This is a genomic window from Pseudomonas sp. HB05, assembly GCF_016756915.1.
Lineage (GTDB): Bacteria > Pseudomonadota > Gammaproteobacteria > Pseudomonadales > Pseudomonadaceae > Aquipseudomonas > Aquipseudomonas alvandae.
Genome location: NZ_JAESPG010000018.1, coordinates 41447 through 66730, shown reverse-complemented (window position 1 = coordinate 66730; position 25284 = coordinate 41447). Strand labels below are relative to the sequence as shown.

Annotated in this window: 23 protein-coding genes; 18 read left to right on the top strand and 5 right to left on the bottom strand. The window is 61.3% G+C overall.

The genetic code is table 11. The annotated features are described in order from the left end of the window. Positions 1-74 precede the first annotated feature (74 nt). The 6 genes from arcD (at position 75) to JMN22_RS16815 (ending at position 5798) form a co-directional block, all read left to right on the top strand. The gene (gene arcD, locus JMN22_RS16840) at positions 75-1502 is read left to right on the top strand and encodes an arginine-ornithine antiporter (protein ID WP_030139374.1); all 1428 of its coding nucleotides are present in this window, start codon (positions 75-77) and stop codon (positions 1500-1502) included. 31 nt (positions 1503-1533) lie between these two features. Then, positions 1534-2790, top strand: coding sequence for an arginine deiminase (arcA, locus tag JMN22_RS16835; RefSeq protein WP_198797683.1), 1257 nt, complete (start codon positions 1534-1536; stop codon positions 2788-2790). A gap of 67 nt (positions 2791-2857) precedes the next feature. Further along, entirely contained in the window at positions 2858-3868 is a 1011-nt protein-coding gene (locus JMN22_RS16830) for an ornithine carbamoyltransferase (protein WP_198797682.1), read from the top strand. 167 nt (positions 3869-4035) lie between these two features. Continuing rightward, positions 4036-4965 carry a carbamate kinase gene (arcC, locus tag JMN22_RS16825; RefSeq protein ID WP_198797681.1) on the top strand — a complete coding sequence of 310 codons (930 nt, stop codon included), beginning with the start codon at positions 4036-4038 and terminating at the stop codon, positions 4963-4965. Positions 4966-5028: 63 nt separating this feature from the next. Continuing rightward, positions 5029-5388, top strand: a complete 360-nt coding sequence (locus JMN22_RS16820) for a DUF5064 family protein (protein WP_198797680.1) — start codon at positions 5029-5031, stop codon at positions 5386-5388. Positions 5389-5621: 233 nt separating this feature from the next. Beyond that, complete coding sequence (locus JMN22_RS16815; protein ID WP_181289314.1) at positions 5622-5798, top strand: hypothetical protein; 177 nt, start codon at positions 5622-5624, stop codon at positions 5796-5798. Positions 5799-5805: 7 nt separating this feature from the next. Here JMN22_RS16815 and JMN22_RS16810 read toward each other — a convergent pair whose 3' ends face one another. Further along, positions 5806-6699 carry a helix-turn-helix domain-containing protein gene (locus tag JMN22_RS16810; protein WP_198797679.1) on the bottom strand — a complete coding sequence of 298 codons (894 nt, stop codon included), beginning with the start codon at positions 6697-6699 and terminating at the stop codon, positions 5806-5808. Between the two features lie 172 nt (positions 6700-6871). Between JMN22_RS16810 and pobA the strand changes: the two genes are divergently transcribed. Next, the gene (pobA, locus tag JMN22_RS16805; protein ID WP_198797678.1) at positions 6872-8062 is read left to right on the top strand and encodes a 4-hydroxybenzoate 3-monooxygenase; all 1191 of its coding nucleotides are present in this window, start codon (positions 6872-6874) and stop codon (positions 8060-8062) included. A gap of 61 nt (positions 8063-8123) precedes the next feature. Next, positions 8124-9641, top strand: coding sequence for a DHA2 family efflux MFS transporter permease subunit (locus JMN22_RS16800; RefSeq protein ID WP_198797677.1), 1518 nt, complete (start codon positions 8124-8126; stop codon positions 9639-9641). 176 nt (positions 9642-9817) lie between these two features. On the opposite strand, the gene JMN22_RS16795 is transcribed toward JMN22_RS16800, so the two are convergent. Beyond that, entirely contained in the window at positions 9818-11167 is a 1350-nt protein-coding gene (locus tag JMN22_RS16795) for a spinster family MFS transporter (RefSeq protein WP_198797676.1), read from the bottom strand. A gap of 361 nt (positions 11168-11528) precedes the next feature. On the opposite strand from JMN22_RS16795, the gene JMN22_RS16790 reads away from it, so the two are divergent. After that, entirely contained in the window at positions 11529-13703 is a 2175-nt protein-coding gene (locus JMN22_RS16790; RefSeq protein ID WP_198797675.1) for a hypothetical protein, read from the top strand. Positions 13704-13992: 289 nt separating this feature from the next. Here the strand turns inward: JMN22_RS16790 and JMN22_RS16785 are convergent, their stop codons facing one another. Next, the gene (locus JMN22_RS16785) at positions 13993-14298 is read right to left on the bottom strand and encodes a DUF2288 domain-containing protein (protein WP_198797674.1); all 306 of its coding nucleotides are present in this window, start codon (positions 14296-14298) and stop codon (positions 13993-13995) included. Between the two features lie 30 nt (positions 14299-14328). Here JMN22_RS16785 and JMN22_RS16780 point away from each other — a divergent pair, with 30 nt between their 5' ends. From JMN22_RS16780 to JMN22_RS16755, 6 genes are all read left to right on the top strand, one after another. Further along, entirely contained in the window at positions 14329-14577 is a 249-nt protein-coding gene (locus tag JMN22_RS16780; RefSeq protein WP_187293311.1) for a hypothetical protein, read from the top strand. Positions 14578-14637: 60 nt separating this feature from the next. Further along, on the top strand, positions 14638-15765 hold the full coding sequence (locus JMN22_RS16775; protein ID WP_030139384.1) for a branched-chain amino acid ABC transporter substrate-binding protein: 1128 nt from the start codon (positions 14638-14640) through the stop codon (positions 15763-15765). A gap of 229 nt (positions 15766-15994) precedes the next feature. After that, positions 15995-16918, top strand: a complete 924-nt coding sequence (gene livH, locus JMN22_RS16770) for a high-affinity branched-chain amino acid ABC transporter permease LivH (protein ID WP_014336891.1) — start codon at positions 15995-15997, stop codon at positions 16916-16918. Next, complete coding sequence (locus JMN22_RS16765; protein WP_030139385.1) at positions 16915-18171, top strand: high-affinity branched-chain amino acid ABC transporter permease LivM; 1257 nt, start codon at positions 16915-16917, stop codon at positions 18169-18171. Before livH ends, JMN22_RS16765 begins: the two co-directional genes overlap by 4 nt. Further along, a complete protein-coding gene (gene livG / locus JMN22_RS16760; protein WP_030139386.1) occupies positions 18168-18935 on the top strand; it encodes a high-affinity branched-chain amino acid ABC transporter ATP-binding protein LivG in 768 nt (255 codons plus the stop codon). Before JMN22_RS16765 ends, livG begins: the two co-directional genes overlap by 4 nt. Then, positions 18936-19637 carry an ABC transporter ATP-binding protein gene (locus tag JMN22_RS16755; protein WP_003184675.1) on the top strand — a complete coding sequence of 234 codons (702 nt, stop codon included), beginning with the start codon at positions 18936-18938 and terminating at the stop codon, positions 19635-19637. 220 nt (positions 19638-19857) lie between these two features. Here the strand turns inward: JMN22_RS16755 and JMN22_RS16750 are convergent, their stop codons facing one another. Then, entirely contained in the window at positions 19858-20766 is a 909-nt protein-coding gene (locus JMN22_RS16750; RefSeq protein ID WP_198797673.1) for a LysR family transcriptional regulator, read from the bottom strand. 105 nt (positions 20767-20871) lie between these two features. Between JMN22_RS16750 and JMN22_RS16745 the strand changes: the two genes are divergently transcribed. The 3 genes from JMN22_RS16745 (at position 20872) to JMN22_RS16735 (ending at position 23929) form a co-directional block, all read left to right on the top strand. Next, the gene (locus JMN22_RS16745; RefSeq protein WP_198797672.1) at positions 20872-21471 is read left to right on the top strand and encodes a short chain dehydrogenase; all 600 of its coding nucleotides are present in this window, start codon (positions 20872-20874) and stop codon (positions 21469-21471) included. Positions 21472-21532: 61 nt separating this feature from the next. Next, the gene (locus tag JMN22_RS16740) at positions 21533-22207 is read left to right on the top strand and encodes a COG3650 family protein (RefSeq protein ID WP_198797671.1); all 675 of its coding nucleotides are present in this window, start codon (positions 21533-21535) and stop codon (positions 22205-22207) included. 108 nt (positions 22208-22315) lie between these two features. Further along, a complete protein-coding gene (locus JMN22_RS16735; protein ID WP_198797670.1) occupies positions 22316-23929 on the top strand; it encodes an NAD(P)/FAD-dependent oxidoreductase in 1614 nt (537 codons plus the stop codon). Between the two features lie 114 nt (positions 23930-24043). On the opposite strand, the gene JMN22_RS16730 is transcribed toward JMN22_RS16735, so the two are convergent. Continuing rightward, positions 24044-25138, bottom strand: a complete 1095-nt coding sequence (locus JMN22_RS16730; protein ID WP_198797669.1) for a PLP-dependent cysteine synthase family protein — start codon at positions 25136-25138, stop codon at positions 24044-24046. Between the last annotated feature and the right edge of the window lie 146 nt (positions 25139-25284).

Below are 25284 nucleotides of genomic sequence, written 5' to 3'. Positions count from 1 at the left end.
TGACCTGGATCAGCTACCGCCCTTCCCAATCGACATAGGCTGTTGACTCTCTTCCCCCGCATGGGAGTCATGCAATGTCCGATACCCCCGGAAAACTACGACTGGGTGCGCTGGTCGCGCTGGTAGTAGGATCGATGATCGGCGGCGGGATCTTTTCCCTGCCACAGAACATGGCCGCCAGCGCCGACGTCGGCGCCGTGTTGATCGGCTGGGCCATCACCGCGGTGGGCATGCTGACCCTCGCCTTTGTTTTCCAGACGCTCGCCAACCGTAAACCCGACCTGGACGGCGGCGTGTATGCCTACGCCAAGGCCGGGTTCGGCGACTACATGGGTTTCTCGTCGGCCTGGGGCTACTGGATCAGCGCCTGGCTGGGCAACGTCGGCTACTTCGTGTTGCTGTTCAGCACCCTGGGCTATTTCTTCCCGATCTTTGGCGAGGGCAACACCGTCGCCGCGGTAATCGGCGCCTCGGTGTTGCTCTGGGCCGTGCATTTCCTCGTACTGCGTGGCATCAAGGAAGCCGCCTTCATCAACCTGGTGACCACCGTCGCCAAGATCGTGCCGCTGCTGTTGTTCGTGTTGATCGCGGTATTCGCCTTCAAGCTGGAGATTTTTACCGCCGACATCTGGGGCCTGAAGAATCCCGACCTGGGCAGCGTGATGGACCAAGTGCGACACATGATGCTGGTGACCGTGTGGGTGTTCATCGGCATCGAGGGCGCGAGTATTTTTTCCGCCCGCGCCGAGAAACGCAGCGACGTCGGCAAGGCCACCGTCATCGGTTTCATCACGGTGCTGTTGTTCCTGGTGCTGGTGAACGTGCTGTCCCTGGGGATCATGACCCAGCCTGAACTGGCCAAGCTGCAGAACCCATCCATGGCCGCCGTGCTGGAACACGTGGTCGGTCACTGGGGCGCGGTGTTGATCAGCGTTGGCCTGATCATCTCGCTGCTCGGCGCCCTGCTGTCCTGGGTCCTGTTGTGCGCCGAGATCATGTTCGCCGCCGCCAAGGACCACACCATGCCCGCGTTCCTGCGGCGGGAGAACGCCAACCATGTGCCGGCCAACGCCCTGTGGCTGACCAACGCGATGGTCCAGCTGTTCCTGGTCATCACCCTGTTTTCCGCCAGCACCTACCTGTCGCTGATCTACCTCGCCACTTCGATGATCCTCGTGCCGTATCTGTGGTCGGCCGCCTACGCGGTGCTGTTGGCGGTACGCGGCGAGACCTATCAGAACGCCCTGGTCGAACGCCGCAAGGACCTGGCCATCGGCGCCATCGCCCTGATCTATGCGATGTGGCTGTTGTACGCCGGCGGAATCAAATACCTGCTGCTTTCCGCCCTGCTCTATGCCCCCGGCGCGATCCTGTTCGCCAAGGCCAAGCATGAACTGGGCAAGCCGGTTTTCACCTCGGTCGAGAAGCTGATTTTCGCCGCCGTGGTCGTCGGAGCCCTGGTGGCTGCGTACGGGCTCTACGCGGGTTTCCTGACCCTCTGACCGGTCAACTGTTTTATCTGGAGGATGTGTAATGACCACGGAAAAAGTGAAGTACGGCGTCCACTCCGAAGCCGGCAAATTGCGCAAAGTCATGGTCTGTTCACCCGGCCTGGCCCACCAGCGGCTGACGCCGAACAATTGCGACGAGCTGCTGTTCGATGACGTGCTGTGGGTCAACCAGGCCAAGCGCGACCATTTCGATTTCGTCACCAAGATGCGCGAACGCGGGATCGACGTCCTGGAGATGCACAACCTGCTGACCGACATTGTCGCCATCCCCGAGGCGCTGGATTGGATTCTGCATCGCAAGGTCACGGCCAACGCCGTGGGCCTGGGCCTGGTGCATGAAGTGAGCGCGTGGCTGCGCAGCCTGGAGCCGCGCCATATCGCCGAATACCTGATCGGCGGCGTCTCGGCCGATGACCTGCCGGACAGCTTCGGCGGCAAGACGATCCAGATGTTCCGCGACTTCCTCGGGCACTCCAGCTTCATCCTGCCGCCGCTGCCCAACACCCAGTTCACTCGCGATACCACGTGCTGGATCTACGGCGGCGTGACCCTGAACCCGATGTACTGGCCGGCGCGACGCCAGGAAACCCTGCTGGCCACCGCCATCTACAAATTCCATCCGGAGTTCACCCACGCCGATTTCCAGATCTGGTACGGCGACCCGGACCACGACCACGGCAATGCCACCCTCGAAGGCGGCGACGTGATGCCGATCGGTAACGGCGTGGTGTTGATCGGCATGGGCGAACGCTCATCCCGCCAGGCCATCGGCCAACTGGCGCTGAACCTGTTCAAGCACAACGCCGTGGAGCGCGTGATCGTCGCCGGCCTGCCGAAATCCCGCGCAGCCATGCACCTGGACACCGTGTTCAGTTTCTGTGACCGCGACCTGGTGACGATTTTTCCGGAGGTCGTCAGCCAGATCGTGGCGTTTTCACTGCGCCCGGACGAGAGCAAACCCGGCGGCATCGACGTACGCCGCGAGGAAAGCAGCTTCCTCGATACAGTAGCCGCCGCCCTCAAGTTGCCGGCGCTGCGGATAGTGGAAACCGGCGGCAACAGCTTCGCCGCCGAACGCGAGCAATGGGACGACGGCAACAACGTGGTCGCCCTGGAACCGGGCGTGGTGATCGGCTACGACCGCAACACCTATACCAACACGCTGCTGCGAAAGGCCGGCGTGGAAGTCATCACCATCAGCGCCAGCGAGCTGGGCCGGGGCCGGGGCGGCGGCCATTGCATGACCTGCCCGATCATTCGCGACCCTATCGATTACTGACCTTCGAGCCTGGGCCGTTTTTATCGAGAACGGCCCAGGGGATAACCGACACCCAAGGAGATCCACCATGGCTTTCAACATGCGCAACCGCAGCCTGCTGAGCTTGATGCACCACAACAACCGCGAGCTGCACTTCCTGCTGGACCTGTCCCGTGACCTCAAGCGCGCCAAATACACTGGCACCGAGCAGCCGCACCTCAAGGGCAAGAACATCGCGCTGATCTTCGAAAAAACCTCGACCCGCACCCGCTGCGCCTTCGAAGTCGCGGCCCATGACCAGGGCGCCCACGTCACCTACATCGACCCGGTGTCGTCGCAGATCGGCCACAAGGAAAGCATGAAGGACACCGCCCGCGTCCTGGGGCGCATGTTCGACGCCATCGAATACCGGGGCTTCGAACAGGAAATTGTCGAAGAACTGGCCAAGTTCGCCGGGGTGCCGGTGTTCAACGGCCTGACCGCCGAATTCCACCCGACCCAAATGATCGCCGACACCCTGACCATGCGCGAGCACAGCGACAAGCCGCTGCATGACATCAGCTACGCCTACCTGGGCGATGCGCGCTACAACATGGGTAATTCGCTCCTGATGATCGGCGCCAAACTGGGCATGGACGTGCGCATCGGCGCGCCGAAAGCGCTGTGGCCGCACCAGGATTTCATCGATCAATGCCAAGCCTTCGCCGCCGAAAGCGGCGCGCGGATCACCATCACCGAGGACCCGAAAGAAGCCGTCAAGGGCGTGGATTTCATCCACACCGACATCTGGGTGTCCATGGGCGAGCCGGTAGAAGCCTGGGACGAACGCATCGAGCAATTGCTGCCCTACCAAGTCAACACGCAGATGATGAAGGCCTCGGGCAACCCCCGGGTGAAATTCATGCACTGCCTGCCGGCGTTCCATAACAGCGAAACCAAGGTCGGCAAGGACATTGCCGCACGTTATCCGAATCTCGCCAACGGCGTTGAAGTGACCGAGGAGGTTTTCGAGTCCCCGGCCAACATTGCCTTCGAACAAGCGGAAAACCGCATGCACACCATCAAGGCGATCCTGGTGGCGGCGTTGGCGGATATCTGAATCCGGTTGAAGTGCTTTTCATTGTGGGAGCGAGCTTGCTCGCGATGTCGGCGGCCCATCCAACATCAATGCAAGCTGACACTCCGCCATCGTCGGATCGCCGCCCGGAGCAAGCTCGCTCCCACAGGGGACTGCATTGTTAGTTACATTTTTGAAAGGACAACACCATGCGCATCGTCGTTGCCCTGGGCGGTAACGCCCTCCTGCGTCGGGGGGAACCCATGACCGCAGACAATCAACGCAGCAACATCCGCACCGCGACCGAACAGATCGCCAAGATCCATCCGGGCAACCAACTGGTCATCGCCCACGGCAACGGCCCGCAGGTCGGCCTGCTGTCGTTGCAGGCGGCGGCGTACACCTCGGTCACGCCGTACCCGCTGGACGTGTTGGGGGCCGAAACCGAAGGCATGATCGGCTACATCATCGAACAGGAACTGGGCAACCTGTTGGACTTCGAAGTGCCCTTCGCCACGCTGCTGACCCAGGTTGAAGTGGACGCCAACGACCCGGCGTTCCAGACCCCGAGCAAGCCCATCGGCCCGGTCTACAGCCAGCAAGAGGCGGAAAAACTCGCCGCCGAGAAAGGCTGGGCCATCGCCCCGGACGGCGACAAGTTCCGCCGCGTGGTCGCAAGCCCCAGGCCCAAGCGCATCTTCGAGATCCGTCCGATCAAATGGCTGCTGGAAAAAGGCAGCATCGTGATCTGCGCCGGTGGCGGCGGCATCCCGACGATGTATGACGTCGACGGCAAGCTGCAAGGCGTGGAAGCGGTGATCGACAAAGACCTGTGCTCGGCGCTGCTGGCCGAACAACTGGACAGCGATCTGCTGGTGATCGCCACCGATGTCAACGCCGCGTTCATCGACTTCGGCAAGCCGACTCAGAAAGCCATCGCCCAGGCCCACCCCGACGACATGGAACGGCTCGGTTTCGCCGCCGGGTCCATGGGGCCGAAGGTGCAAGCCGCCTGCGAATTCGCCCGCCACACCGGCAAGGACGCGGTGATCGGATCGCTGTCGGACATCGATGCTATCGTCCAGGGCACCGCTGGCACCCGCATCAGCATGGCAACGCCGGGGATCGTTTATCGGTAACGGCAAAACTTATGCGGCAGGCGCGGTGTCTGCCGTTCTCCACGCCTTCGAAGGAGAGACCTTATGGCCACGTTCCAACCCGGTCACCTGCACATGGAGCGCCATGCGCTGAGCAAGGACGACTACAGCTACAACCTGTGCATCGACTACGAGATTGCACAGGATCCCAAGGAGGGAACGGGCATGTCCTTCCGCCTGCACGGCACGGTGGAAGACAAGAACGTGGACGAGACGTTTTTCCTGGCCAAGGACCAGGCCTTCGACTTCGCCCGCCACGCCACGCGCATCGCCCAGCAATACGGCATGCCGAAGACCGCCAGCATCGGCTCGATGCACAAGTACTACGACGAAATGTTCGAAGACGTACGCCACCAACTGGACGTCAAGCCGGGGGATCCGATGAAGCCTGAGCACCTGGCATAACCCGGTTAAAAGACCACCCCAATCCCCTGTGGGAGCAAGCTTGCTCGCGATAGCGGTAGATCAGTCGACACTCAGGGTGACTGACCCGCCCTCATCGCGAGCAAGCTCGCTCCCACAAGGGATATCAGTGTTCTGAATATCGGTTAAACACCCTCACTGCCTCGCTGGCAACCCGCCACAGCTGACCTATGCTGAAAGCAGTACCCCCGGGTATTCGTTCAGAGGTCATCGCCATGAACATCAAAACAAGAAGACGCCTCGCCATCTTCATCACCTGCACCGCCACGCTTGCGCTGTACGGCACCGCGGCTTATCGGGTCGAGCAGGCCAGGCAGTTGCCCCGTGACTACGCCAGTTGCAACTTCGAACGCTGCATACCGCACAACGCATCCCTGAACGCTCTGCGCTGAGGCGGTTTCAGTCGTCTAGCTGATCGGTCTTGAGCCGGTCGCGGAAGGCCTTTGGCGAAATGCCGACACGCCGGCGAAACAGTCGGGTGAAGTTGGTCGGGTCAGAGAAGCCGAGCAGTTCGGATATCTCATAGATCGTCATGCCGGTGTAGGTCAGCAGCCGCTTGGCTTCCAACAATTGCCGCTCATGCATGATCTGCAATGCCGGCTGCCCCGCCAGTTCGCGGCAGGTACCGTTGAGGTGCGACACCGAAATACCCAGGCGATGGGCCAGGTCTTCGACCTTGACGTGCTGACGATAGGTTTCCTCCACCAGCTGAATGAAGCCGTTGAGGTATTCCCGGGCCCGTTGCGGGCGCTGGGTCGAGGTGCGCCGGCTCATCACCTGGCGACTGACCCAGACCATGATCACGCTGACCAGCGCATGCATCAGCATTTCCCGGGCCGGTTGATGCCCGACGTACTCGGCCTGCAAGGCACTGAACAAACTGTTGAGATAATCGGCGTTCTCGCCGGCCGGGTAGGCTTCGGCCTGGGCCAGGATATTGACCGAATGGCCCAATTGCCCTTGCAGGTGCGTGACCAGCGGCGCCGCCAGCGTCACGACATAACCCTGCACATCCTCGGAAAAACGAAAACCATGGACCGACAGCGGCGGCAGGATCTGTACCGCCGGCTCGTCGAGTCGGGTGCGCTGGCCTTCAATTTCCAGCTCTGCCTGGCCCTTGAAGACAAACAGTAACTGGCACAGGTCGGCATGCCGATGGGGCTTGATCTCCCATTGGTGCTCGCTGCTGCGGCTGGAAATGGTTTCGCAGTGCAGCAGGTCCGGCGTGGGCCAATCCAGGCTTTCGCCATAGAGCTTGAACACCGGGATCGAAGGCAGCTCAGTTTTCTTCATAACGAGGATCGGCCTTGGGTTACGGGCGGTAATCGCACCGATTGGCAGAAAGTACAGGTTTCAGCGCAGTTTTCCCCTTCAATTGACAGGTCCGCAAGCGAAAAATGCACGCCAGGATTACTAAAAATAAACGTCGACCCTGGTCGCGTGCCTCTTGCGAGTCATAACAACAATGAAAACCCTCAAGACCCAAGTCGCCATTATCGGCGCCGGCCCCTCTGGACTGCTGCTCGGCCAGTTGTTGCACAACGCTGGGATCGACACCGTGATCCTCGAACGGCAGACGCCCGACTACGTCCTCAGCCGCATCCGCGCCGGTGTACTCGAGCAAGGCATGGTGCAGTTGCTGCGCCAGGCCGGGGTTGGCCAGCGCATGGACGCCGAAGGCCTGCCCCACGATGGCTTTGAACTGGTCCTCAACGGTCGCCGCGTGCACATTGATCTCAAGGGGCTGACCGGCGGGCAAAACGTCATGGTCTACGGCCAGACTGAAGTCACCCGCGACTTGATGGCGGCGCGCGAGGCATCCGGCGCGCGGACGCTGTATCAGGTCGACAATGCCCAGCCCCACGACCTCACGAACGATCACCCCTTCGTAACGTTCGAACACGCCGGCGAAACCTGGCGCCTGGACTGCGATTACGTGGCCGGCTGCGACGGTTTCCACGGCGTGGCGCGGCAGTCGATTCCGGCGGAAAAACTCAAGGTCTTCGAGCGCGTCTACCCGTTCGGCTGGCTCGGCATCCTCGCCGATACCCCGCCCGTCCACGAAGAACTCGTCTATGCGCGCCACGAGCGCGGCTTCGCCCTGTGCAGCATGCGCTCACGCACACGTACCCGTTATTACCTGCAAGTGCCCGCCGAGGAACAGGTGGCCGACTGGCCTGACGAGCGCTTCTGGACCGAACTGAAAAACCGCCTGCCCGCCGACCTGGCCGAAACGCTGGTGACCGGTCCTTCCATCGAAAAAAGCATCGCGCCGTTGCGCAGCTTTGTGGTGGAACCGATGCAATACGGAAGGATGTTCCTGGTGGGCGACGCCGCCCACATCGTCCCGCCGACCGGTGCCAAGGGGTTGAACCTGGCCGCCAGCGATGTCAGCACGCTGTTCAATATCTTGCTCAAGGTCTATCGCGACGGTCGCCTGGATCTGCTGGAACGCTACTCCGATATCTGCCTGCGAAGGGTCTGGAAAGCCGAGCGGTTTTCCTGGTGGATGACGTCGATGCTGCACCGCTTCGATGACGATGCGTTCAACCAGCGCATCAGCGAAGCGGAGCTGGAGTATTTCGTCGACTCCGAGGCAGGTCGAAAAACCATCGCGGAAAATTACGTCGGCCTTCCTTACGAGGCTATCGAATAGCCGGCTATCGATTTAAACTGCGGGCATTTCGCCGCCAGGCACGATGCCCGCAGGTTCCACCGTGACTCAGCTCAATACTCCCCAAGCCCAACAGCCCGCCATCCGCAGCGTGCTGGTGGCGCTGATGCTGGCGATTTTCCTCGGGGCGTTGGACCAGACCATCGTCGCGGTCTCGATGCCGGCCATTTCCGCGCAGTTCAAGGACGTCAGCCTGCTGGCCTGGGTGATCTCCGGCTACATGGTCGCCATGACCGTGGCCGTGCCGATCTACGGCAAGCTGGGCGACTTGTATGGCCGGCGACCGCTGATGCTGTTCGGCATGGGCCTGTTCACCCTCGCCTCGCTGTTCTGCGGAATGGCGCAGAACATGGAGCAATTGGTGCTGGCGCGGATTTTCCAGGGCATCGGTGCCGGCGGCATGATTTCCGTGAGCCAGGCGATCATCGGCGACATCATCCCGCCCCGCGAGCGCGGTCGCTACCAGGGCTATTTCAGCAGCATGTACGCAGTGGCGAGCGTGGCCGGACCCGTGCTCGGCGGCTACATGACCGAGTACCTGTCGTGGCGCTGGGTCTTCTGGATCAACCTGCCGCTGGGCCTGGGCGCCTGGCTGGTGGCCCGGCGCACGCTGGTGGGGCTGCCGGTGCCGCAACGCACGCCGATCATCGACTATTTGGGCACCGTGTTGCTGATCATCGGCCTGACCGCGTTGCTGCTGGGCATTACCCAGATCGGCCAGGGCCACGCCTGGCACAGCCGCGAAGTGCTCGGGTCGCTGGGTTGCGCGGTGGTCGTGCTGGGCTTGTTCGCCTGGCATGAACGCCGCGCCCGCGAGCCGTTGCTGCCCATGCACCTGTTCGTCAACCGCAGCGCGGTGTTGTGCTGGTGCACGGTGTTTTTCACCAGTTTCCAGGCCATCTCCCTGACGGTGCTGGTGCCGTTGCGCTTCCAGAGCGTGACCGGCGCCGGCGCCGACAGCGCCGCGTTGCACTTGCTGCCGCTGGCGATGGGGCTGCCGATCGGTGCTTATTTTGCCGGGCGGCGGACCTCGATCACCGGGCGCTACAAACCGATGATCCTCAGTGGCGCCGTGCTCTTCCCGTTCGCCATCCTCGGCATGGCCTTTACGCCGCCCGCTGCGTTCTGGCTGAGCAGCCTGTTCATGTTGCTCAGCGGTATCGCCTCCGGCATGCAATTTCCCACGTCGCTGGTGGGCTCGCAGAATTCGGTGCAGCAACGGGACATCGGCGTCGCGACCAGCACCACCAACCTGTTCCGCTCCCTGGGCGGGGCGGTGGGCGTGGCGCTGATGTCGGCGCTGCTGCTGGCGTTGCTGCAGGATTCGGGTTTTGCCCAGCTCGCCGGTTCGTCGGTGGTGGGCGAAGGGCACTCAGGCAACGTGCTGCTCGATGGCCTGAATGCCGCACCGGGCGAGGCGCTGGACGCTTTGCGCGAAGAATTGCAGGCAACGTTCCGTCACCTGCTGATGATCAGCGCGGCGGTGTCGTTGCTGGGGCTGGCGGCGGCGGTGGCGATGCCCGATCGCCTGTTGCGCGGACGAGAAGAAAAGACTCGGTAGCCAGAACAACACCTGTGGCGAGGGGATTTATCCCCGCTGGGCTGCGCAGCAGCCCTAAAACTGACGCCGCTGTGTGGCAGGTGAACTGAGTGCTTTTCGAGGGCTGCTCCGCACCCCAGCGGGGATAAATCCCCTCGCCACAACAGCTCGCTCGCCAAAGATTGAGCCTGGCGTTATCAAGCTGTCGCCACCACGCCACCCGGCTCCACCACCACGCTCATCCCCTCCTTCATCCGCCTGGCATCGCGCACGAAGCAGCGAGACGCCAGGAACAGGAACACCATGGTCAGCAACAGCGCCACCGGAATCAGGTACATCGCGTCATGCAGGCCGATGGCCTTGAACGCTTCGGTCATCTGGTCGACACCGGCGGCCGTCATGGCCGTGCGGGCGAAGTAGTCGGACAAGCCACCCACCACCACCGGCCCCAGGCCCCCGCCGAGCAAATACAATCCGGCGAAATACAACGCCATCGCCGTAGCACGCAGGCGCGGCTCCACCACGTCCTGGATCGCGGTGTAGACGCAGGTGTAGAAGTTGTAGGCAAACAGCCAACCGACACTGAATACCGCCACGAACACACCGATCTCGATGCGCCCTGCATGCAGGGCCCACGCCGTGGTGACGGTGGAAATCGCCAGGCTGAACGCTGCAAACAGCAGACGGCCGTTGGGCACGCGCTGGTGGATCTTGTCGGCGACCCAACCGCCCAAGGTCAGACCGAACAATCCGGTTACGCCGACCATGATGCCGGTGGCCACGGCCGCCTCGTGCAGCGGCATCCCGAAATAACGCTGCAACATCGGCACCAGGAACGAGTTGCAGGCATAAGTCGCGAAGTTGAAGCAAAGCCCTGCCAGCACCAGCCAGAGAAAGGTCGGAATTGCCAGCACCCGGCGAACCGGCTTATCAACCTTTTCCTGGGACACCTGCACGGTTTCGGCCGCGCCGCGCTTGGGCTCCTTGATAAAAAACATGAACACCGCCAGCACCAGCCCCGGCACCGCCGCGATGAAGAACGGCGCACGCCAGCTGTCGAACGCCTTGACCATCGCGCCAATGGTGAAGAATGCCAGCAGCAGGCCCAGCGGCAGACCCAGCATGAAGATGCCCATCGCCCGCGCCCGGCGGTGAGCCGGGAACAGATCTCCAATCAGCGAATTCGCCGCCGGTGCATAACTCGCCTCACCGATGCCCACGCCCATGCGCACCAGCAGGAACGCCCAGAAACTGCCCACCAGGCCATTCACCGCCGTCAGCCCACTCCAGGCCGCCAGGCCCCACCCCATCAACTTGCTGCGCGAACCGGTATCGGCCATGCGCCCCAGCGGCAAGCCGGCAATGGCGTAGACGATGGTGAACGCGGTACCGATGATGCCGATCTGGAAGTCGCTGAGGCTCCATTCCATGCGGATCGGTTCGATGATGATCGCCGGGATGGTGCGGTCGAAGAAGTTGAACAGGTTGGCCAGGAACAACAGGAACAGAATGCGCCAGGCATTCGCCGCTTGGGTCGAGTTCTGCATGGGTCCGTCTCTTTTATTGTTATGGGCGAGGCTTCCGAGCCCGGAATCTGCAATCTAGACAGCGATGCGCAGGCTGTCTCCAATCATTCGCCTGGCTGATACCCGACCATGGCGCCGGGCGTGTTTCATGACGGCGGTCAATTTCCTGTAACAATTGCCATCATTTCGCCTGTTTTCGATTAAAGAACGCCGTGGCATGGCCGATCCAACATGATCAGGAATAGATTCTCCCCGAGCGCTGCTCAGGCTGCAGCCCTGGACGCTTGGGTCGACATTCGCGCCATTCAAGGACGCGAGCTCCCATCCGCGACGGTTCGTCGACGAAATCGACGCACCAACCAGTTCAGGCATACGGCGCACAATGACTTCCAAAAAAACAGCCACTGCGGTTTCCGATCTGACCCTGAGCCCGGCCGCCAACGGCCCTGAAGCCTCGACGCTGTCGAGCAGCTCGCGATCCCTCGCAACCCAGCAATACCTGTATTTCACCGAGACCAACACCGACCGCATCCTCGACAACCTCGACGGCCTGCGTGATGCCGTGTTCCCGCGCCCGCCGCACCTGGTGGATGACGAGAGCGAACGCGGCCAGCAGGAATTCCCGTCGGTGTGCCTGATCGGCCTGGGGCGCTGCGGTTCCAATATCGCGCTGGACGTGGCGGAGCTGGTCTACAACGCTCGCAAGTTCTACCTCAACGAATTCAACGCCGAAGACAAGACCTACGGTGACAAGGGCTATCGCCCGGCGCAATGGATGCGCAACCTGCGCCTGGGCACCAGCAAGGCCAGCAAACCGGTGTTCCTGGTGGAGCCGCTGGTCATGCTGGGCGACCTGGACAAAGACATCGCCGGGCGCATCCGCTTTTCACGCAAAGGCGAAAAAAGCGGCTTCCTGCGCGACTACAGCAAGATGAAAATCATGGACCTGTCGGAAGTCCATGCCGGCGGCGCCGGTAACGCGCCGATCCTTGGCCAGTACCTGGCGAAGATCATCCTGAACAAGGACACCCAGCGCTTCTCCAGCCCCGACTGGAAAATGATCCACTCGTACCTGATCGACAGCTGCGGCATCAAGGCCAACCAGTCGCGCCTGTATTTCTCGATCTTCAGCGCCGGCGGCGGTACCGGCTCAGGCATGGCCTCGGAGTTCGGCCTGGCCCAGCAGTACTCGTACATGAACAAGACGTTCGACACCAAGCCGATGGACGAACACGACAGCAAGAGCGGCCATTCCTTCGTCTTCGAGCCGATCTTCACCAGCGGCATCTGCGTGCTGCCGAATATTTCCGATCACCGCAGTGAAATGTCCGAGGCCCTGCACATCAACGCCGGACGGCTGTTGTGCAAATACCTCTCGGAAGAATGGGATTTCTCGTACAACTTCGCCAACGAAGACAGCAGCGAAGCCAGCGTCATGGGGCGTATCCGTCCATGGAACGCGATGATGCTGATCTCCAACGACATCATGCGCTACGCCGAAGAAAGCGATGACGGCAACATCCAGAACATTGATGTCAATGCCATGGAAAAGCACGCCAACCAGTACATTTCCCAGCAGATCTTCAACATCCTGACGGCCCAGGCCGTAACGACCGACTACGACCAGAACTACTTCCGTCGCGCCGGCATCGACATCGGCGAAACCATTCGCCTGGACGCCAACGACCTGTTCATGAGTCTGGCCGGTCCGGTGGCGATTGCCTACGCCGAGTCTGTCGTCCCGGAAACCCCGGCGCCGAGCGGCGACAAGTTCAAGGTGTTCGAAAAAGAGCCGCCGCGCCTGAACATCGACGACCTGTTCTTCCGCTCCATCGACCTGCCGCACTTCAACAAGGTCACCCAGGCCATCGAAGGCATCAGCCTGCTGCCCATCGAGTCCAAGCGTTACCGCGCCTCGCTGGAGCAATACAAGAACTCTGGCTACGACGCTGCGGCCCTGCATGACCTGCACTTCTTCAAGAACTGCTCGTCGGTGGTATCGATCGTCTCGTTGCCGAAGGACTACAAGCTGTCCTACATGGACCTGAACCGGCTCAAGACCCACCTCAACAGCCTGTTCCCCAACACCACGCTCAAGCGCTACGCCTTGGTGATCGGCGCCTCGGCGAACCTGTCGCTGACCACCCTGATCGCCAAGAGCCCGTGCCTGTCGGACGATTTCCTGACGCTGATCGTGGCGTTCATCAAGCGCTGCTTCGCCCGTACGCCGTACCGCTTCGACGAGACCCTCGACAATTCGATCCTGGACTTCATCATCAACGAAGAATTCGACGAGGCGCGTATCGACGATCTGCTCAACGAATTCGAGAACCCGGCGAAGATCCTCGACACCAACTGGTACGCGATCAAGCCGATGTACGAGAAGAAATACCGCGAGCTGATCAGCGACAAGGAGAAGTTCGTCTCGATCAACGACATTCGCCTGTCCCGGGATTGCGTGAAGAAGTCGATCAAGTACCTGCGCGAGATCTACCGTCACCGGATCGGCAAGACCAAGGTTATTTCGCTTAATAACCATACTGGCCGGACGTATTGAGGTAAGCCTTGACACCGTGTCGCCTTCAATCGCGAGCAAGCTCGCTCCCACAGGGTTTTGTGCACGCAGGCCCATTGTGGGAGCGAGCTTGCTCGCGATAGCGGTCTCGAATATCTCTCCCCGAACAACATCCAGAAACAATTGAGCAGCCAAAAGGGTGCTCAATAAACTGTTCCCGTTACGTATACGTCACCCTCCCTTGTGGCGTTTCGCCACGGCAGGCTGCCATCACGCTACTCGCCTACACACTTTCCAGCAGGTCCAAGCGAGAACCAATTTGGTGCACCGATCAATTCGATGCCCTTTCCTGGATCAGGATCCACGGCGAAACCACCACGGCCCAGAGTTCTGGATCGCGCTCGAAAAAATCCAGCGCCCGCGTTTCAGACAGCTTGGCGACCTGCCCGGCGCCCAGCCAGGCGGCGACTTTGGTACCTTCGTCCTGGGCAAGGGCCTCGGCGGCTGCGATCAGATCCAGTGCCGGGTCGACCCACAATAGGGCACCCTTGGCAAAGAACGGCTCCAGCTCCTTCCAAGTGATAGATGCGGTTTCACCGAGCAATTTGGCATAGAGGGTGCTAGGTTCTTGATTCATGGGAGCTGTCCGGAAAAGAAATCGGCGCGAATGATAACGTCGGTGGTCTGGCAGAAAAACCCGGTTGCAATTGCAGCACCGATTGAAAAGCGCAGCAAAGCCAAGGATTGCCGATTTGACCGGACAAACCCCGCCGCGAATCTGTCTTTTTCTTTCAATAAAGCGACACCCTCAGGTTTTGCCCCCAAGCGCCAGCTTCCCTTGCCAACAATCGGCGCTCTACACTGTACCGGTACAGTTGCCGGGGGCATTTTCCGCGAGGATATCCAAGATATCTGACCCGGTTCTGCTGCTACGGCGCCAGGACTATAAAAACTACAACAGCATGAGTGGAGCACTATGACTAAGGCTACTAAGCAGATTTCCAAACTGTTTGCCGCTATGGTTCTGGCCGGGGTTGCCAGCCATTCGTTTGCCGCCGACACCATCAAGATCGGCATCGCCGGCCCGAAAACCGGCCCTGTAGCCCAATACGGCGACATGCAGTTCAGCGGCTCCAAGATGGCGATCGAGCAGATCAACGCCAAGGGCGGCGTCAACGGCAAGCAACTGGTCGCCGTTGAATACGACGACGCCTGCGATCCAAAACAAGCGGTCGCGGTCGCGAACAAGGTCGTCAACGACGGCGTCAAGTTCGTGGTCGGCCACCTGTGCTCCAGCTCTACCCAGCCCGCTTCGGACATCTACGAAGACGAAGGCGTGATCATGATCACGCCAGCGGCCACCAGCCCGGACATCACCGCTCGTGGCTACAAGATGATCTTCCGCACCATCGGCCTGGACAGCGCCCAAGGCCCAGCGGCCGGCAACTACATCGCCGACCACGTCAAGCCGAAGATCGTTGCGGTCCTGCACGACAAGCAGCAGTACGGTGAAGGCATCGCGAGCGCGGTGAAAGCCACCCTCGAGAAGAAAGGCACCAAGGTTGCCGTGTTCGAAGGCGTAAACGCCGGCGACAAGGACTTCTCCTCGATGATCGCCAAGCTCAAGCAAGCCAACGTCGACTTCGTCTACTACGGCGGCTACCACCCGGAGCTGGGCCTGATCCTGCGTCAAGCCCAGGAAAAAGGCCTGAAGGCCAAGTTCATGGGTCCGGAAGGCGTGGGTAACGACTCGATCTCGCAAATCGCCAAGGAAGCTTCCGAAGGCCTGCTGGTGACCCTGCCGAAATCCTTCGACCAGGATCCGGCCAACGTCGCCCTGGCTGACGCGTTCAAGGCCAAGAAAGAAGACCCGAGCGGTCCGTTCGTATTCCCGTCCTACTCCGCTGTGCAAGTGATCGCCCAGGCCATCACCTCCACCAAGAGCGAAGACCCGGAAAAAGTGGCTGAAGCCATCCACGCCGGCACCTTCAAGACGCCGACCGGTGACCTGAGCTTCGACAAGAACGGCGACCTGAAAGACTTCAAGTTCGTGGTTTACGAGTGGCATTTCGGCAAACCTAAAACCGAAGCTTCGCCTCAGTAAGGCCCTGCCTGACTGACTGCCAATAAAGCCCACGGCGTGCCGTGGGCTTTGTTTTGAATGTATTGGGCCGCGCTGGCGTGATCCGCCAGTCTCCCCACCTGAAAATCTCAAAACCGTCATCAGCGGTTCGCTGGCAAAACCCGCGTTCGAAGTGGATGAAGATCCACGGGGCCGGGCGGGAAAATGACTCCACCAGTGAAATGCGTATCAGGTTTTTAGGAGCGTTGTAATGCCTGACATCTATCACTTCTTCCAGCAGCTGGTTAACGGCCTGACCGTTGGCAGCACGTATGCCCTGATCGCCATCGGCTATACGATGGTCTACGGCATCATTGGAATGATCAACTTCGCCCACGGCGAGGTGTACATGATCGGCTCCTACGTGGCGTTCATCGCCATCGCCGGGCTGGCCATGATGGGACTCGACAGTGTCCCGCTGTTGATGACCGCGGCTTTCATCGCGAGCATCGTGGTCACCAGTTCCTATGGCTACAGCATCGAACGGATTGCCTATCGCCCCCTGCGCGGCAGCAACCGTCTGATCCCGCTGATTTCCGCCATCGGCATGTCGATTTTCCTGCAGAACACGGTACTGCTTTCGCAAGACTCCAAGGACAAATCCATTCCCAACCTGATTCCGGGCAACTTTGCCATCGGGCCAGGTGGGGCACATGAAGTGCTGATTTCCTACATGCAAATCGTGGTGTTCGTCGTGACCCTGGTCGCCATGCTCGGCCTCACCTTGTTCATCTCCCGTTCCCGCCTGGGCCGCGCCTGCCGCGCCTGCGCCGAGGACATCAAGATGGCCAACCTGCTGGGCATCAACACCAACAACATCATCGCCCTGACCTTCGTCATCGGTGCGGCCCTGGCGGCCATCGCCGCGGTGCTGTTGAGCATGCAATACGGCGTAATCAACCCCAACGCCGGCTTCCTCGTCGGCCTGAAGGCCTTTACCGCCGCGGTACTGGGCGGCATCGGCAGCATCCCCGGGGCAATGCTCGGCGGGCTGGTGCTGGGCGTGGCGGAAGCCTTTGGCGCCGACATCTTCGGCGACCAGTACAAGGACGTCGTGGCGTTCGGCTTGTTGGTTCTGGTTCTGTTATTCCGGCCGACCGGCATCCTGGGCCGCCCGGAGGTTGAAAAAGTATGACTAGGCATCTCAAATCGGCGCTTTTCAGCGCCCTGCTGGTCTGGGCCGTGGCCTACCCGGTACTCGGTCTCAAACTGACCATCGTCGGCATCAACCTGGAAGTGCACGGCACCAGCCCGGCCATCCTTGCCACCATCGCGATCTGCTCTGTGCTGATGTTCCTGCGCGTGCTGTTCAGCACGCAGATCAGCGCTGCATGGAAAGCATCGCCCGGCGTGCCGGTGATCCCGGCCAAGGCCAGCAACTTCCTGACCCTGCCGTCGACCCAGCGCTGGATCGTGCTGGGCCTGATCGTCGTGGCCCTGGTGTGGCCGTTCTTCGGTTCGCGCGGCGCGGTAGATATCGCCACGCTGATCCTGATCTACGTGATGCTGGGCCTGGGCCTGAACATCGTCGTAGGCCTGGCCGGGCTGCTGGACCTGGGCTACGTCGGTTTCTATGCCGTCGGCGCCTACAGCTACGCGCTGCTGTCCCACTACTTCGGCCTGAGCTTCTGGATCTGCCTGCCGATCGCCGGGATGATGGCCGCCACCTTCGGTTTCCTGCTGGGTTTCCCGGTCCTGCGCTTGCGCGGTGACTACCTGGCGATCGTGACCCTGGGTTTTGGCGAGATCATCCGTCTGTTCCTGCGCAACCTGACCGACATCACCGGTGGCCCGAACGGCATCAGCAACATCGAGAAACCGACGTTCTTCGGCCTGACCTTCGAGCGCAAGGCCGCCGAAGGCCTGCAGACCTTCCACGAGTACTTCGGCCTGCAATACAACTCGATCAACAAGGTGATCTTCCTCTATCTGGTTGCCCTGTTGCTGGCCCTGGCCGCGCTGTTCGTCATCAACCGCCTGCTGCGCATGCCGATCGGCCGCGCCTGGGAGGCATTGCGTGAAGACGAAATCGCCTGCCGTGCGCTGGGTCTCAACCCGACCGTGATCAAGCTGTCGGCGTTTACCCTGGGCGCTGCGTTTGCCGGTTTCGCCGGTAGCTTCTTTGCCGCCCGCCAAGGCCTGGTGACGCCCGAGTCCTTCACCTTCATCGAGTCGGCGATCATTCTCGCCATCGTCGTGCTGGGCGGGATGGGCTCGCAGTTGGGTGTGATCCTGGCGGCGATCGTAATGATCCTGCTTCCCGAAATGATGCGTGAATTCAGTGAATACCGCATGTTGATGTTCGGCGCCTTGATGGTGCTGATGATGATCTGGCGTCCTCAAGGTCTGCTGCCGATGCAACGCCCACACATGGAGCTGCGCAAATGAGCCGCGAGATCCTCAAGGTTGAAAACCTAAGCATGCGCTTTGGCGGCTTGCTGGCGGTCAACGGCGTGGCCCTGACCGTAAAAGAAAAACAAGTGGTTGCCTTGATCGGGCCGAACGGCGCGGGCAAGACCACCGTGTTCAACTGCCTGACCGGCTTCTACCAGCCCACCGGCGGCACCATCCTGCTGGACGGCGAGCCGATCCAGGGCCTGGCCGGCCACCACATCGCCCGCAAGGGCGTGGTGCGGACCTTCCAGAACGTGCGGCTGTTCAAGGACATGACGGCGGTCGAGAACCTGTTGATCGCCCAGCACCGTCACCTGAACACCAACTTCTTTGCCGGCCTGTTCAAGACCCCGGCGTTCCGCAAGAGCGAACGCGAGGCCATGGAGTACGCCGAGTATTGGCTCGACAAGGTCAACCTCACCGAGTTCGCCAACCGTACCGCCGGCACCCTGGCCTACGGTCAGCAACGGCGCCTGGAGATCGCCCGCTGCATGATGACCCGTCCGCGGATCCTCATGCTCGACGAACCGGCCGCTGGCCTGAACCCGAAGGAAACCGAAGACCTGAAGGCGTTGATCAGCGTGTTGCGCGAGGAGCACAACGTCACCGTGCTGCTGATCGAGCACGACATGAAGCTGGTCATGAGCATTTCCGACCACATCGTCGTGATCAACCAGGGCACGCCCCTGGCCGATGGCACGCCGGAACAGATCCGCGACAATCCTGAAGTGATCAAAGCCTACCTGGGGGAAGCGTAAATGCTGCAGTTCGAAAACGTTTCCACCTTCTACGGCAAGATCCAGGCGCTGCACAGCGTCAACGTCGAGGTCCGCCAGGGCGAAATCGTCACGCTGATCGGTGCCAACGGCGCCGGCAAGTCCACGCTGCTGATGACGCTCTGCGGTTCGCCCCAGGCCCACAGCGGCAGCATCCGCTACATGGGTGAGGAATTGGTGGGCCAGGACTCGGCGCGCATCATGCGCAAGAGCATCGCGGTGGTGCCGGAAGGTCGTCGGGTATTTGCCCGGCTGACCGTGGAAGAGAACCTCGCCATGGGCGGGTTCTTCACCGACAAGGGCGACTATCAGGAACAGATGGACAAGGTGCTGCACCTTTTCCCACGCCTGAAAGAACGTTTTACCCAGCGCGGCGGCACCATGTCCGGCGGCGAACAGCAAATGCTCGCCATCGGCCGTGCGCTGATGAGCAAGCCCAAGCTGCTGTTGCTCGACGAGCCTTCCCTGGGCCTGGCGCCGATCATCATCCAGCAGATCTTCGACATCATCGAACAACTGCGCAAGGACGGCGTGACGGTGTTCCTGGTGGAGCAGAACGCCAACCAGGCGCTGAAGATCGCAGACCGGGCGTACGTACTGGAGAACGGTCGCGTGGTGATGCAAGGCACCGGTGAAGCGCTGCTGACCGACCCGAAAGTGCGCGAGGCGTACTTGGGGGGTTGAATCTCTCGCAATAAAAAACGGCCTTCGGGCCGTTTTTTTTTTCGCCCAGATCGCAAGTGGGCACCCCTTGTGGCGAGGGGATTTATCCCCGCCGGGCTGCGCAGCAGCCCCCATAACTGCCAACTCGATTATCCTGACACACAGCGGCGTAATCATTAGGGCTGCTTTGCAGCCCAGCGGGGATAAATCCCCTCGCCACAAGGGTAAGCGTCAGTAACTACTACAACCGATCCAACGCCTCCCCACTCCTCTTGAACCACTCAATCAGATAATCAGCCAGCACTTGCGTACGCTTGGGCAGCCCACCCTGATACGGGTGCACCAGGTACATCGGCATGCGCCGGGTCTGGAAGTCGCGCAGCAACCAGCGCAGGCGTCCGTCAGCCAATTCCTCGTTGAGCAGGTAAGACGGTAACCGGGCGATGCCGGCACCCGCCAGGGCGGCTTTTTTCAACAGGATGTAATGGTTGCTGGCAAACGGCCCGGACACTCGCACCCGCAGCAATTCGTGTTGCTGGTGGTACAGCCATTCCTCACGTCCGCTGTAGTGGCTGTTGAGCAAGCACTTGTGCTCCGCCAGGGCCTGGGGTGTTTCCGGCTCGCCGTAGCGCTCCAGATAAGCCGGGCTGGCGCAGGTCATTTCATGCCAGGCCAGCAACGGACGAGCCACCAATCGCTCATCGATCGCCGCATCGGAGCGGATCGCCAGGTCGAAACCATCGCGGGATAGATCGCGATAGCCGTTGTTGAGCTCCAGCTCGATCTGCACGTCGGGATAGGCATGGGCAAACTCGGTAAGCAGCCCCTCGAAGAAGGTTTCGCCCAACGAAACCGGAACCGTCATACGCACCGGCCCGGAAACTTCGCCCTTCAAGCGGGCCAATGCCTGACGCGCCCTTTCCACCTGGACCAACAACGCCTGGGCCTGGGGCAACAGCGCAGCGCCCGCCGCAGTGAGACTCAAGCGTCGTGTCGTGCGCTGGAGCAGCAGCACCGAAAACCGTTCCTCCAGAAGACTGATGCGCTTGGACAGTTGCCCCTTGCTGCACCCCAACTGCTGCGCCGCCAAGGTGAAACTTCCAGCCTCCACCAGCACGGCAAACGCGGCGAGGTCGTCTATTTCGCTCAATGGATTGTTTCCAAATGAAAACCAAAGGTTTCCCATTAGCACGCTTATCCCCAGGAAAATCCACTCTAGACTTCAACCTCGTTCAACCCTACTGAGGTACAGCCCATGAAAATCCTGTTGATCGGTGCCAACGGCACCATCGGTTCAGCCATCGATAACGAGCTATCGCCGCGCCATGAAATCGTGCGCATCGGCCGCCACAGCGGTGACGTGCAGGTGGACATCAGCGACAGCGCCTCGATCCGCGCCCTGTTCGAAAAGACCGGGCGCTTCGACGCGCTGGTCTGTGCCGCAGGCAACGTCACCTTCGCGCCCCTGGGCGACATGACCGAGGACAGCTTCGCCCTCGGCTTGAAGGACAAACTGATGGGCCAGGTCAACCTGCTGCTGATCGGCCGCGAATTTGCCAACGACGGCGCATCTTTTACCTTCACCACCGGCGTGCTCAGTCACGACCCCATCAAGAGCGGCGCCTCGGCCGCCCTGGTGAACGGCGCCCTCGACAGTTTCGTGCGCGCGGCGGCGATCGAATTGCCGCGAGGGTTGCGGATCAATTCGGTGAGCCCGAACGTACTGCTGGAAGCGATGGACAAGTACGCCCCTTATTTCCGCGGCTACAAGCCGGTTCCTGCGGCTGATGTGGCGTTGGCCTACGCCAAGAGTGTCGAAGGCCTACAAACCGGCCAGACTTTTCATGTGGGCTAACCCCCCTTGTGATGAAGGATCAGTCTGAGTAACGTGGCGGCACTTGTCTGGAGACCCAATGATGCGTGCCGCTCGTTCCTTGTTATTTGTCGCCCTTCTTCCACTGTTCGCCGGCTGCCAGTTGCTCGAAGCCCCGCGCCAGAGCGTGTCCCATGCCGGGCAAACGCGTATGCAAGGCGAACTGACGGCAGCGGATGGCAAGCTGGTGTTCCAGCCGTGCCAGGAACAGCGCCGCTACATAGTCAATGACACCGGTGGTACCAGCGTCCTGCAACAAGCCGCCACCTTGGCGGATGATAGCGGCAAGGTGTTCGCCGACCTGCGCGGTCGCATCGTTTCCAGCGCGTCGGCCGGTACCGAGAGTCAGTTGGACGTCGAGCAACTGTATCGCCTGGAACCTTCGGCGACCGCTTGCGACAACGCTGACTTCAAGCGCGTGATTCTGCGTGCAGCGGGCCACAGCCCAGAATGGGCCCTCACGGCCAGCGGCAAAGGCCTGGTGCTGGACCGCGCAGGCCAGCCCCCACTGGCGGTGCCTTACGTCGAGGAGCAACTGGGCGACGGCCGTTTCAACCTCGGCACCGAAGCCAACGGCCAGAAAGTCGAGCTCTGGGTCACGCCAGCGCGCTGTGTCGACAGCGCCACCGGCAGCGTGCAACACATGAGTGCGGAGTTGCGGGTCAACGGCCAGGTCCAGCGCGGTTGCGCCTATTTCGGCGGCGCGCGCGACGACTGATCCGACGGGAAGCTGTTTAAACCTCACCGAAAGCGGGTTTGCAGCTTATAATCGCCGGTTTGAAATACGCCCTGGCGCAGTAGTGCGTCCCGCGAACCGGATCCTGCCATGTTACGAATCACCGAACTCAAGCTGCCGATCGACCATCCTGAAGAAGACCTGCGTCCCGCCATCGTGCAACGCCTGGGCATCGCCAGCGATGACCTGCTCGACTTCACCTTGTTCAAGCGCAGCTACGACGCACGCAAGAAATCCTCCGAGCTGTGCTTCATCTACACCATCGACCTGACGGTGCGTGATGAAGCCAGCGTGCTGCGCAAATTTGCCGATGATCGTAACGTCAACGAAGCACCGGACATCAGCTACAAGGTGGTTGGCCACGCACCAGCCGACCTTGGCGAACGGCCGATCGTGGTCGGCTTTGGCCCGTGCGGCATCTTCGCCGCCATGCTGCTGGCGCAGATGGGCTTCAAGCCGATCATCCTCGAGCGCGGCCCGGAAGTACGCCAGCGCACCAAGGACACCTGGGGCCTGTGGCGCAAAAGCGTGCTCACCCCCGAATCCAACGTGCAATTTGGCGAGGGCGGCGCGGGGACATTCTCCGACGGCAAGCTCTACAGCCAGATCAAGGACCCGAAATTCCTCGGGCGCAAGGTCCTGCACGAGTTCGTCAAGGCCGGCGCGCCCGAAGAAATCCTCTACGTCAGCAAGCCACACATTGGTACGTTCCGCCTGACAGGCGTCGTGGAAAACATGCGTGAGCAGATTCGCGCCCTGGGCGGCGAAGTGCGCTTCGGACAGCGGGTCACCGATGTGCTGATCGAGGACGGCCAACTGGTCGGCGTCGAGCTGGCCAGCGGTGAACAGATCCATTCCAAACACGTGATTCTCGCCCTGGGCCACAGCGCCCGGGACACCTTTCGCATGCTCCACAGCCGTGGCGTGTACATGGAAGCCAAGCCGTTCTCGGTGGGTTTCCGTATCGAACACCCGCAATCGTTGATCGACAGCGCGCGCCTGGGCAAGTACGCCGGGCACCCGAAACTCGGCGCCGCGGACTACAAGCTGGTGCACCACGCCAAGAATGGCCGTTCGGTATACAGCTTCTGCATGTGCCCGGGCGGCACCGTGGTGGCAGCCACCTCCGAGCCGAATCGGGTCGTGACCAACGGCATGAGCCAGTACTCGCGCAACGAGCGCAACGCCAACTCCGGCATCGTCGTGGGTATCACCCCGGAAGTGGATTACCCGGGTGGTCCGTTGGCAGGGATCGAGTTGCAGGAGCGCCTGGAATCCCACGCCTTCGTGCTCGGCGGCAGCAACTACGAAGCCCCTGCGCAACTGGTGGGCGACTTCATTGCCGGCAAACCGTCCACGGCGCTGGGCAGCGTCGAACCGTCCTACAAACCGGGGGTTGCCTTGGGCGACCTGGCCCTGGCCCTGCCGGAGTTCGCCATCGAAGCCATTCGTGAAGCGTTGCCAGCGTTCGAAAAGCAGATCCGTGGCTACTCGCTGCATGACGCCGTGCTGACCGGGATCGAGACCCGCACGTCGTCGCCGCTGCGCATTACCCGCAACGAAACGCTGCAGAGCCTGAATGTGAAGGGTTTGTTCCCGGCGGGCGAAGGTGCCGGTTATGCGGGCGGGATCCTCTCGGCGGGCGTCGATGGAATCCGGATTGCCGAGGCGGTGGCGCGGGACATGCTCGGCCTCGAGGCCTGACACCGGACCTGTGGGAGCGAGCTTGCTCGCGATGGCGGCCCGGCATTCAACACACTTGTTGACTGATCCACCGCTATCGCGAGCAAGCTCGCTCCCACAAGAGGCCTCAGTGATTCAAATATTGGCCCGCAACACACTCTCCGGCAGCGCTTCGCCTCGCTCCACACATGCCGCCACGGCGCTGATCAACGCGTCCAATTCATACCCTTGCTCCTTGAGCCACGCCGGATCGTAATAAGTCGTGGCGTAACGCTCCCCGCCATCACACAAGATCGCCACGATCGAGCCCGATTCGCTGGCGTCCACCATGCATTTTGCGGCAATCAGCGCGCCGATCAGGTTGGTGCCGCTGGAACCTCCGACCCGTCGTCCCAGGCGTTGGGCCAGGTAATGCATGGCCGCGAGGGACAAGGCGTCCGGCACCTTGACCATCGCATCGATGACTTTGGGCAGGAATGACGCTTCGACCCGTGGCCGGCCGATGCCTTCGATCCGCGAACCGCAATCCAGGCGCAGACTGGCATCGCCACTGCGGTAGTAGTCAAAGAACACCGAATGCTCGGCATCGGCACACAGCACCCGGGTGCAATGCTGGCGGTAGCGTACGTAGCGTCCCAGGGTGGCAGTCGTACCGCCGGTGCCGGGACTGGAAATCAGCCAAGTCGGCTCTGGATGCTGCTCGAAGCGCATCTGCTGAAAGATCGACTCGGCAATGTTGTTATTGGCTCGCCAGTCCGTGGCGCGCTCGGCGTAGGTGAATTGGTCGATGAAATGCCCGTCATGCTCACGGGCCAGGCGCTCGGACTCGGCGTAAATCTGCGTAGGATCATCGACCAAATGGCTCTGGCCGCCATAAAAAGCGATCTGTGCAATTTTTTCCCGCGAAGTGCTCGCAGGCATCACCGCGATGAATGGCAGGCCCAGCAATCTCGCGAAGTAAGCCTCGGAGATCGCCGTCGATCCGCTGGACGCCTCGATCACCGGCGCACCGGGCTTGAGCCAGCCGTTGCACAACGCGTAGAGAAACAGGGATCGGGCCAGTCGATGCTTGAGGCTGCCGGTGGGATGACTCGACTCATCCTTGAAATACAGCTCGATGCCCGGTAATCCAGGCAACGGCAGCGGGATCAGGTGCGTATCGGCGCTGCGCTGGAAATCGGCCTCGATGATGCGAATGGCTTCGCGCGCCCACTGGCGGTGGTCGTTCATGGTGTGTGTTCTCATTGGCTCGGTACGACACAGGCAGACCGAGGGCCGTGGGGCACGATCTGGTTCGGAAATACGAGACGCAAGCTTAGGAAAAAACCGACATCGCGCACAGGTACAGCTAAGGTCCAATATGGCACGGAACTGCC

What these genes read in the sequence shown, in the direction of transcription:
- JMN22_RS16795 (WP_198797676.1), bottom strand. Translation starts at nt 11,167, where the DNA reads ATGCAGAACTCGACCCAAGCGGCGAATGCCTGGCGCATTCTGTTCCTG.
- arcC (WP_198797681.1), top strand. Translation starts at nt 4,036, where the DNA reads ATGCGCATCGTCGTTGCCCTGGGCGGTAACGCCCTCCTGCGTCGGGGG.
- pobA (WP_198797678.1), top strand. Translation starts at nt 6,872, where the DNA reads ATGAAAACCCTCAAGACCCAAGTCGCCATTATCGGCGCCGGCCCCTCT.
- JMN22_RS16745 (WP_198797672.1), top strand. Translation starts at nt 20,872, where the DNA reads ATGAAAATCCTGTTGATCGGTGCCAACGGCACCATCGGTTCAGCCATC.
- JMN22_RS16780 (WP_187293311.1), top strand. Translation starts at nt 14,329, where the DNA reads ATGATAACGTCGGTGGTCTGGCAGAAAAACCCGGTTGCAATTGCAGCA.
- JMN22_RS16765 (WP_030139385.1), top strand. Translation starts at nt 16,915, where the DNA reads ATGACTAGGCATCTCAAATCGGCGCTTTTCAGCGCCCTGCTGGTCTGG.
- JMN22_RS16810 (WP_198797679.1), bottom strand. Translation starts at nt 6,699, where the DNA reads ATGAAGAAAACTGAGCTGCCTTCGATCCCGGTGTTCAAGCTCTATGGC.
- JMN22_RS16735 (WP_198797670.1), top strand. Translation starts at nt 22,316, where the DNA reads ATGTTACGAATCACCGAACTCAAGCTGCCGATCGACCATCCTGAAGAA.
- JMN22_RS16730 (WP_198797669.1), bottom strand. Translation starts at nt 25,138, where the DNA reads ATGAACGACCACCGCCAGTGGGCGCGCGAAGCCATTCGCATCATCGAG.
- JMN22_RS16830 (WP_198797682.1), top strand. Translation starts at nt 2,858, where the DNA reads ATGGCTTTCAACATGCGCAACCGCAGCCTGCTGAGCTTGATGCACCAC.
- arcD (WP_030139374.1), top strand. Translation starts at nt 75, where the DNA reads ATGTCCGATACCCCCGGAAAACTACGACTGGGTGCGCTGGTCGCGCTG.
- JMN22_RS16815 (WP_181289314.1), top strand. Translation starts at nt 5,622, where the DNA reads ATGAACATCAAAACAAGAAGACGCCTCGCCATCTTCATCACCTGCACC.
- JMN22_RS16740 (WP_198797671.1), top strand. Translation starts at nt 21,533, where the DNA reads ATGCGTGCCGCTCGTTCCTTGTTATTTGTCGCCCTTCTTCCACTGTTC.
- JMN22_RS16755 (WP_003184675.1), top strand. Translation starts at nt 18,936, where the DNA reads ATGCTGCAGTTCGAAAACGTTTCCACCTTCTACGGCAAGATCCAGGCG.
- livH (WP_014336891.1), top strand. Translation starts at nt 15,995, where the DNA reads ATGCCTGACATCTATCACTTCTTCCAGCAGCTGGTTAACGGCCTGACC.
- JMN22_RS16775 (WP_030139384.1), top strand. Translation starts at nt 14,638, where the DNA reads ATGACTAAGGCTACTAAGCAGATTTCCAAACTGTTTGCCGCTATGGTT.
- livG (WP_030139386.1), top strand. Translation starts at nt 18,168, where the DNA reads ATGAGCCGCGAGATCCTCAAGGTTGAAAACCTAAGCATGCGCTTTGGC.
- JMN22_RS16785 (WP_198797674.1), bottom strand. Translation starts at nt 14,298, where the DNA reads ATGAATCAAGAACCTAGCACCCTCTATGCCAAATTGCTCGGTGAAACC.
- arcA (WP_198797683.1), top strand. Translation starts at nt 1,534, where the DNA reads ATGACCACGGAAAAAGTGAAGTACGGCGTCCACTCCGAAGCCGGCAAA.
- JMN22_RS16790 (WP_198797675.1), top strand. Translation starts at nt 11,529, where the DNA reads ATGACTTCCAAAAAAACAGCCACTGCGGTTTCCGATCTGACCCTGAGC.
- JMN22_RS16820 (WP_198797680.1), top strand. Translation starts at nt 5,029, where the DNA reads ATGGCCACGTTCCAACCCGGTCACCTGCACATGGAGCGCCATGCGCTG.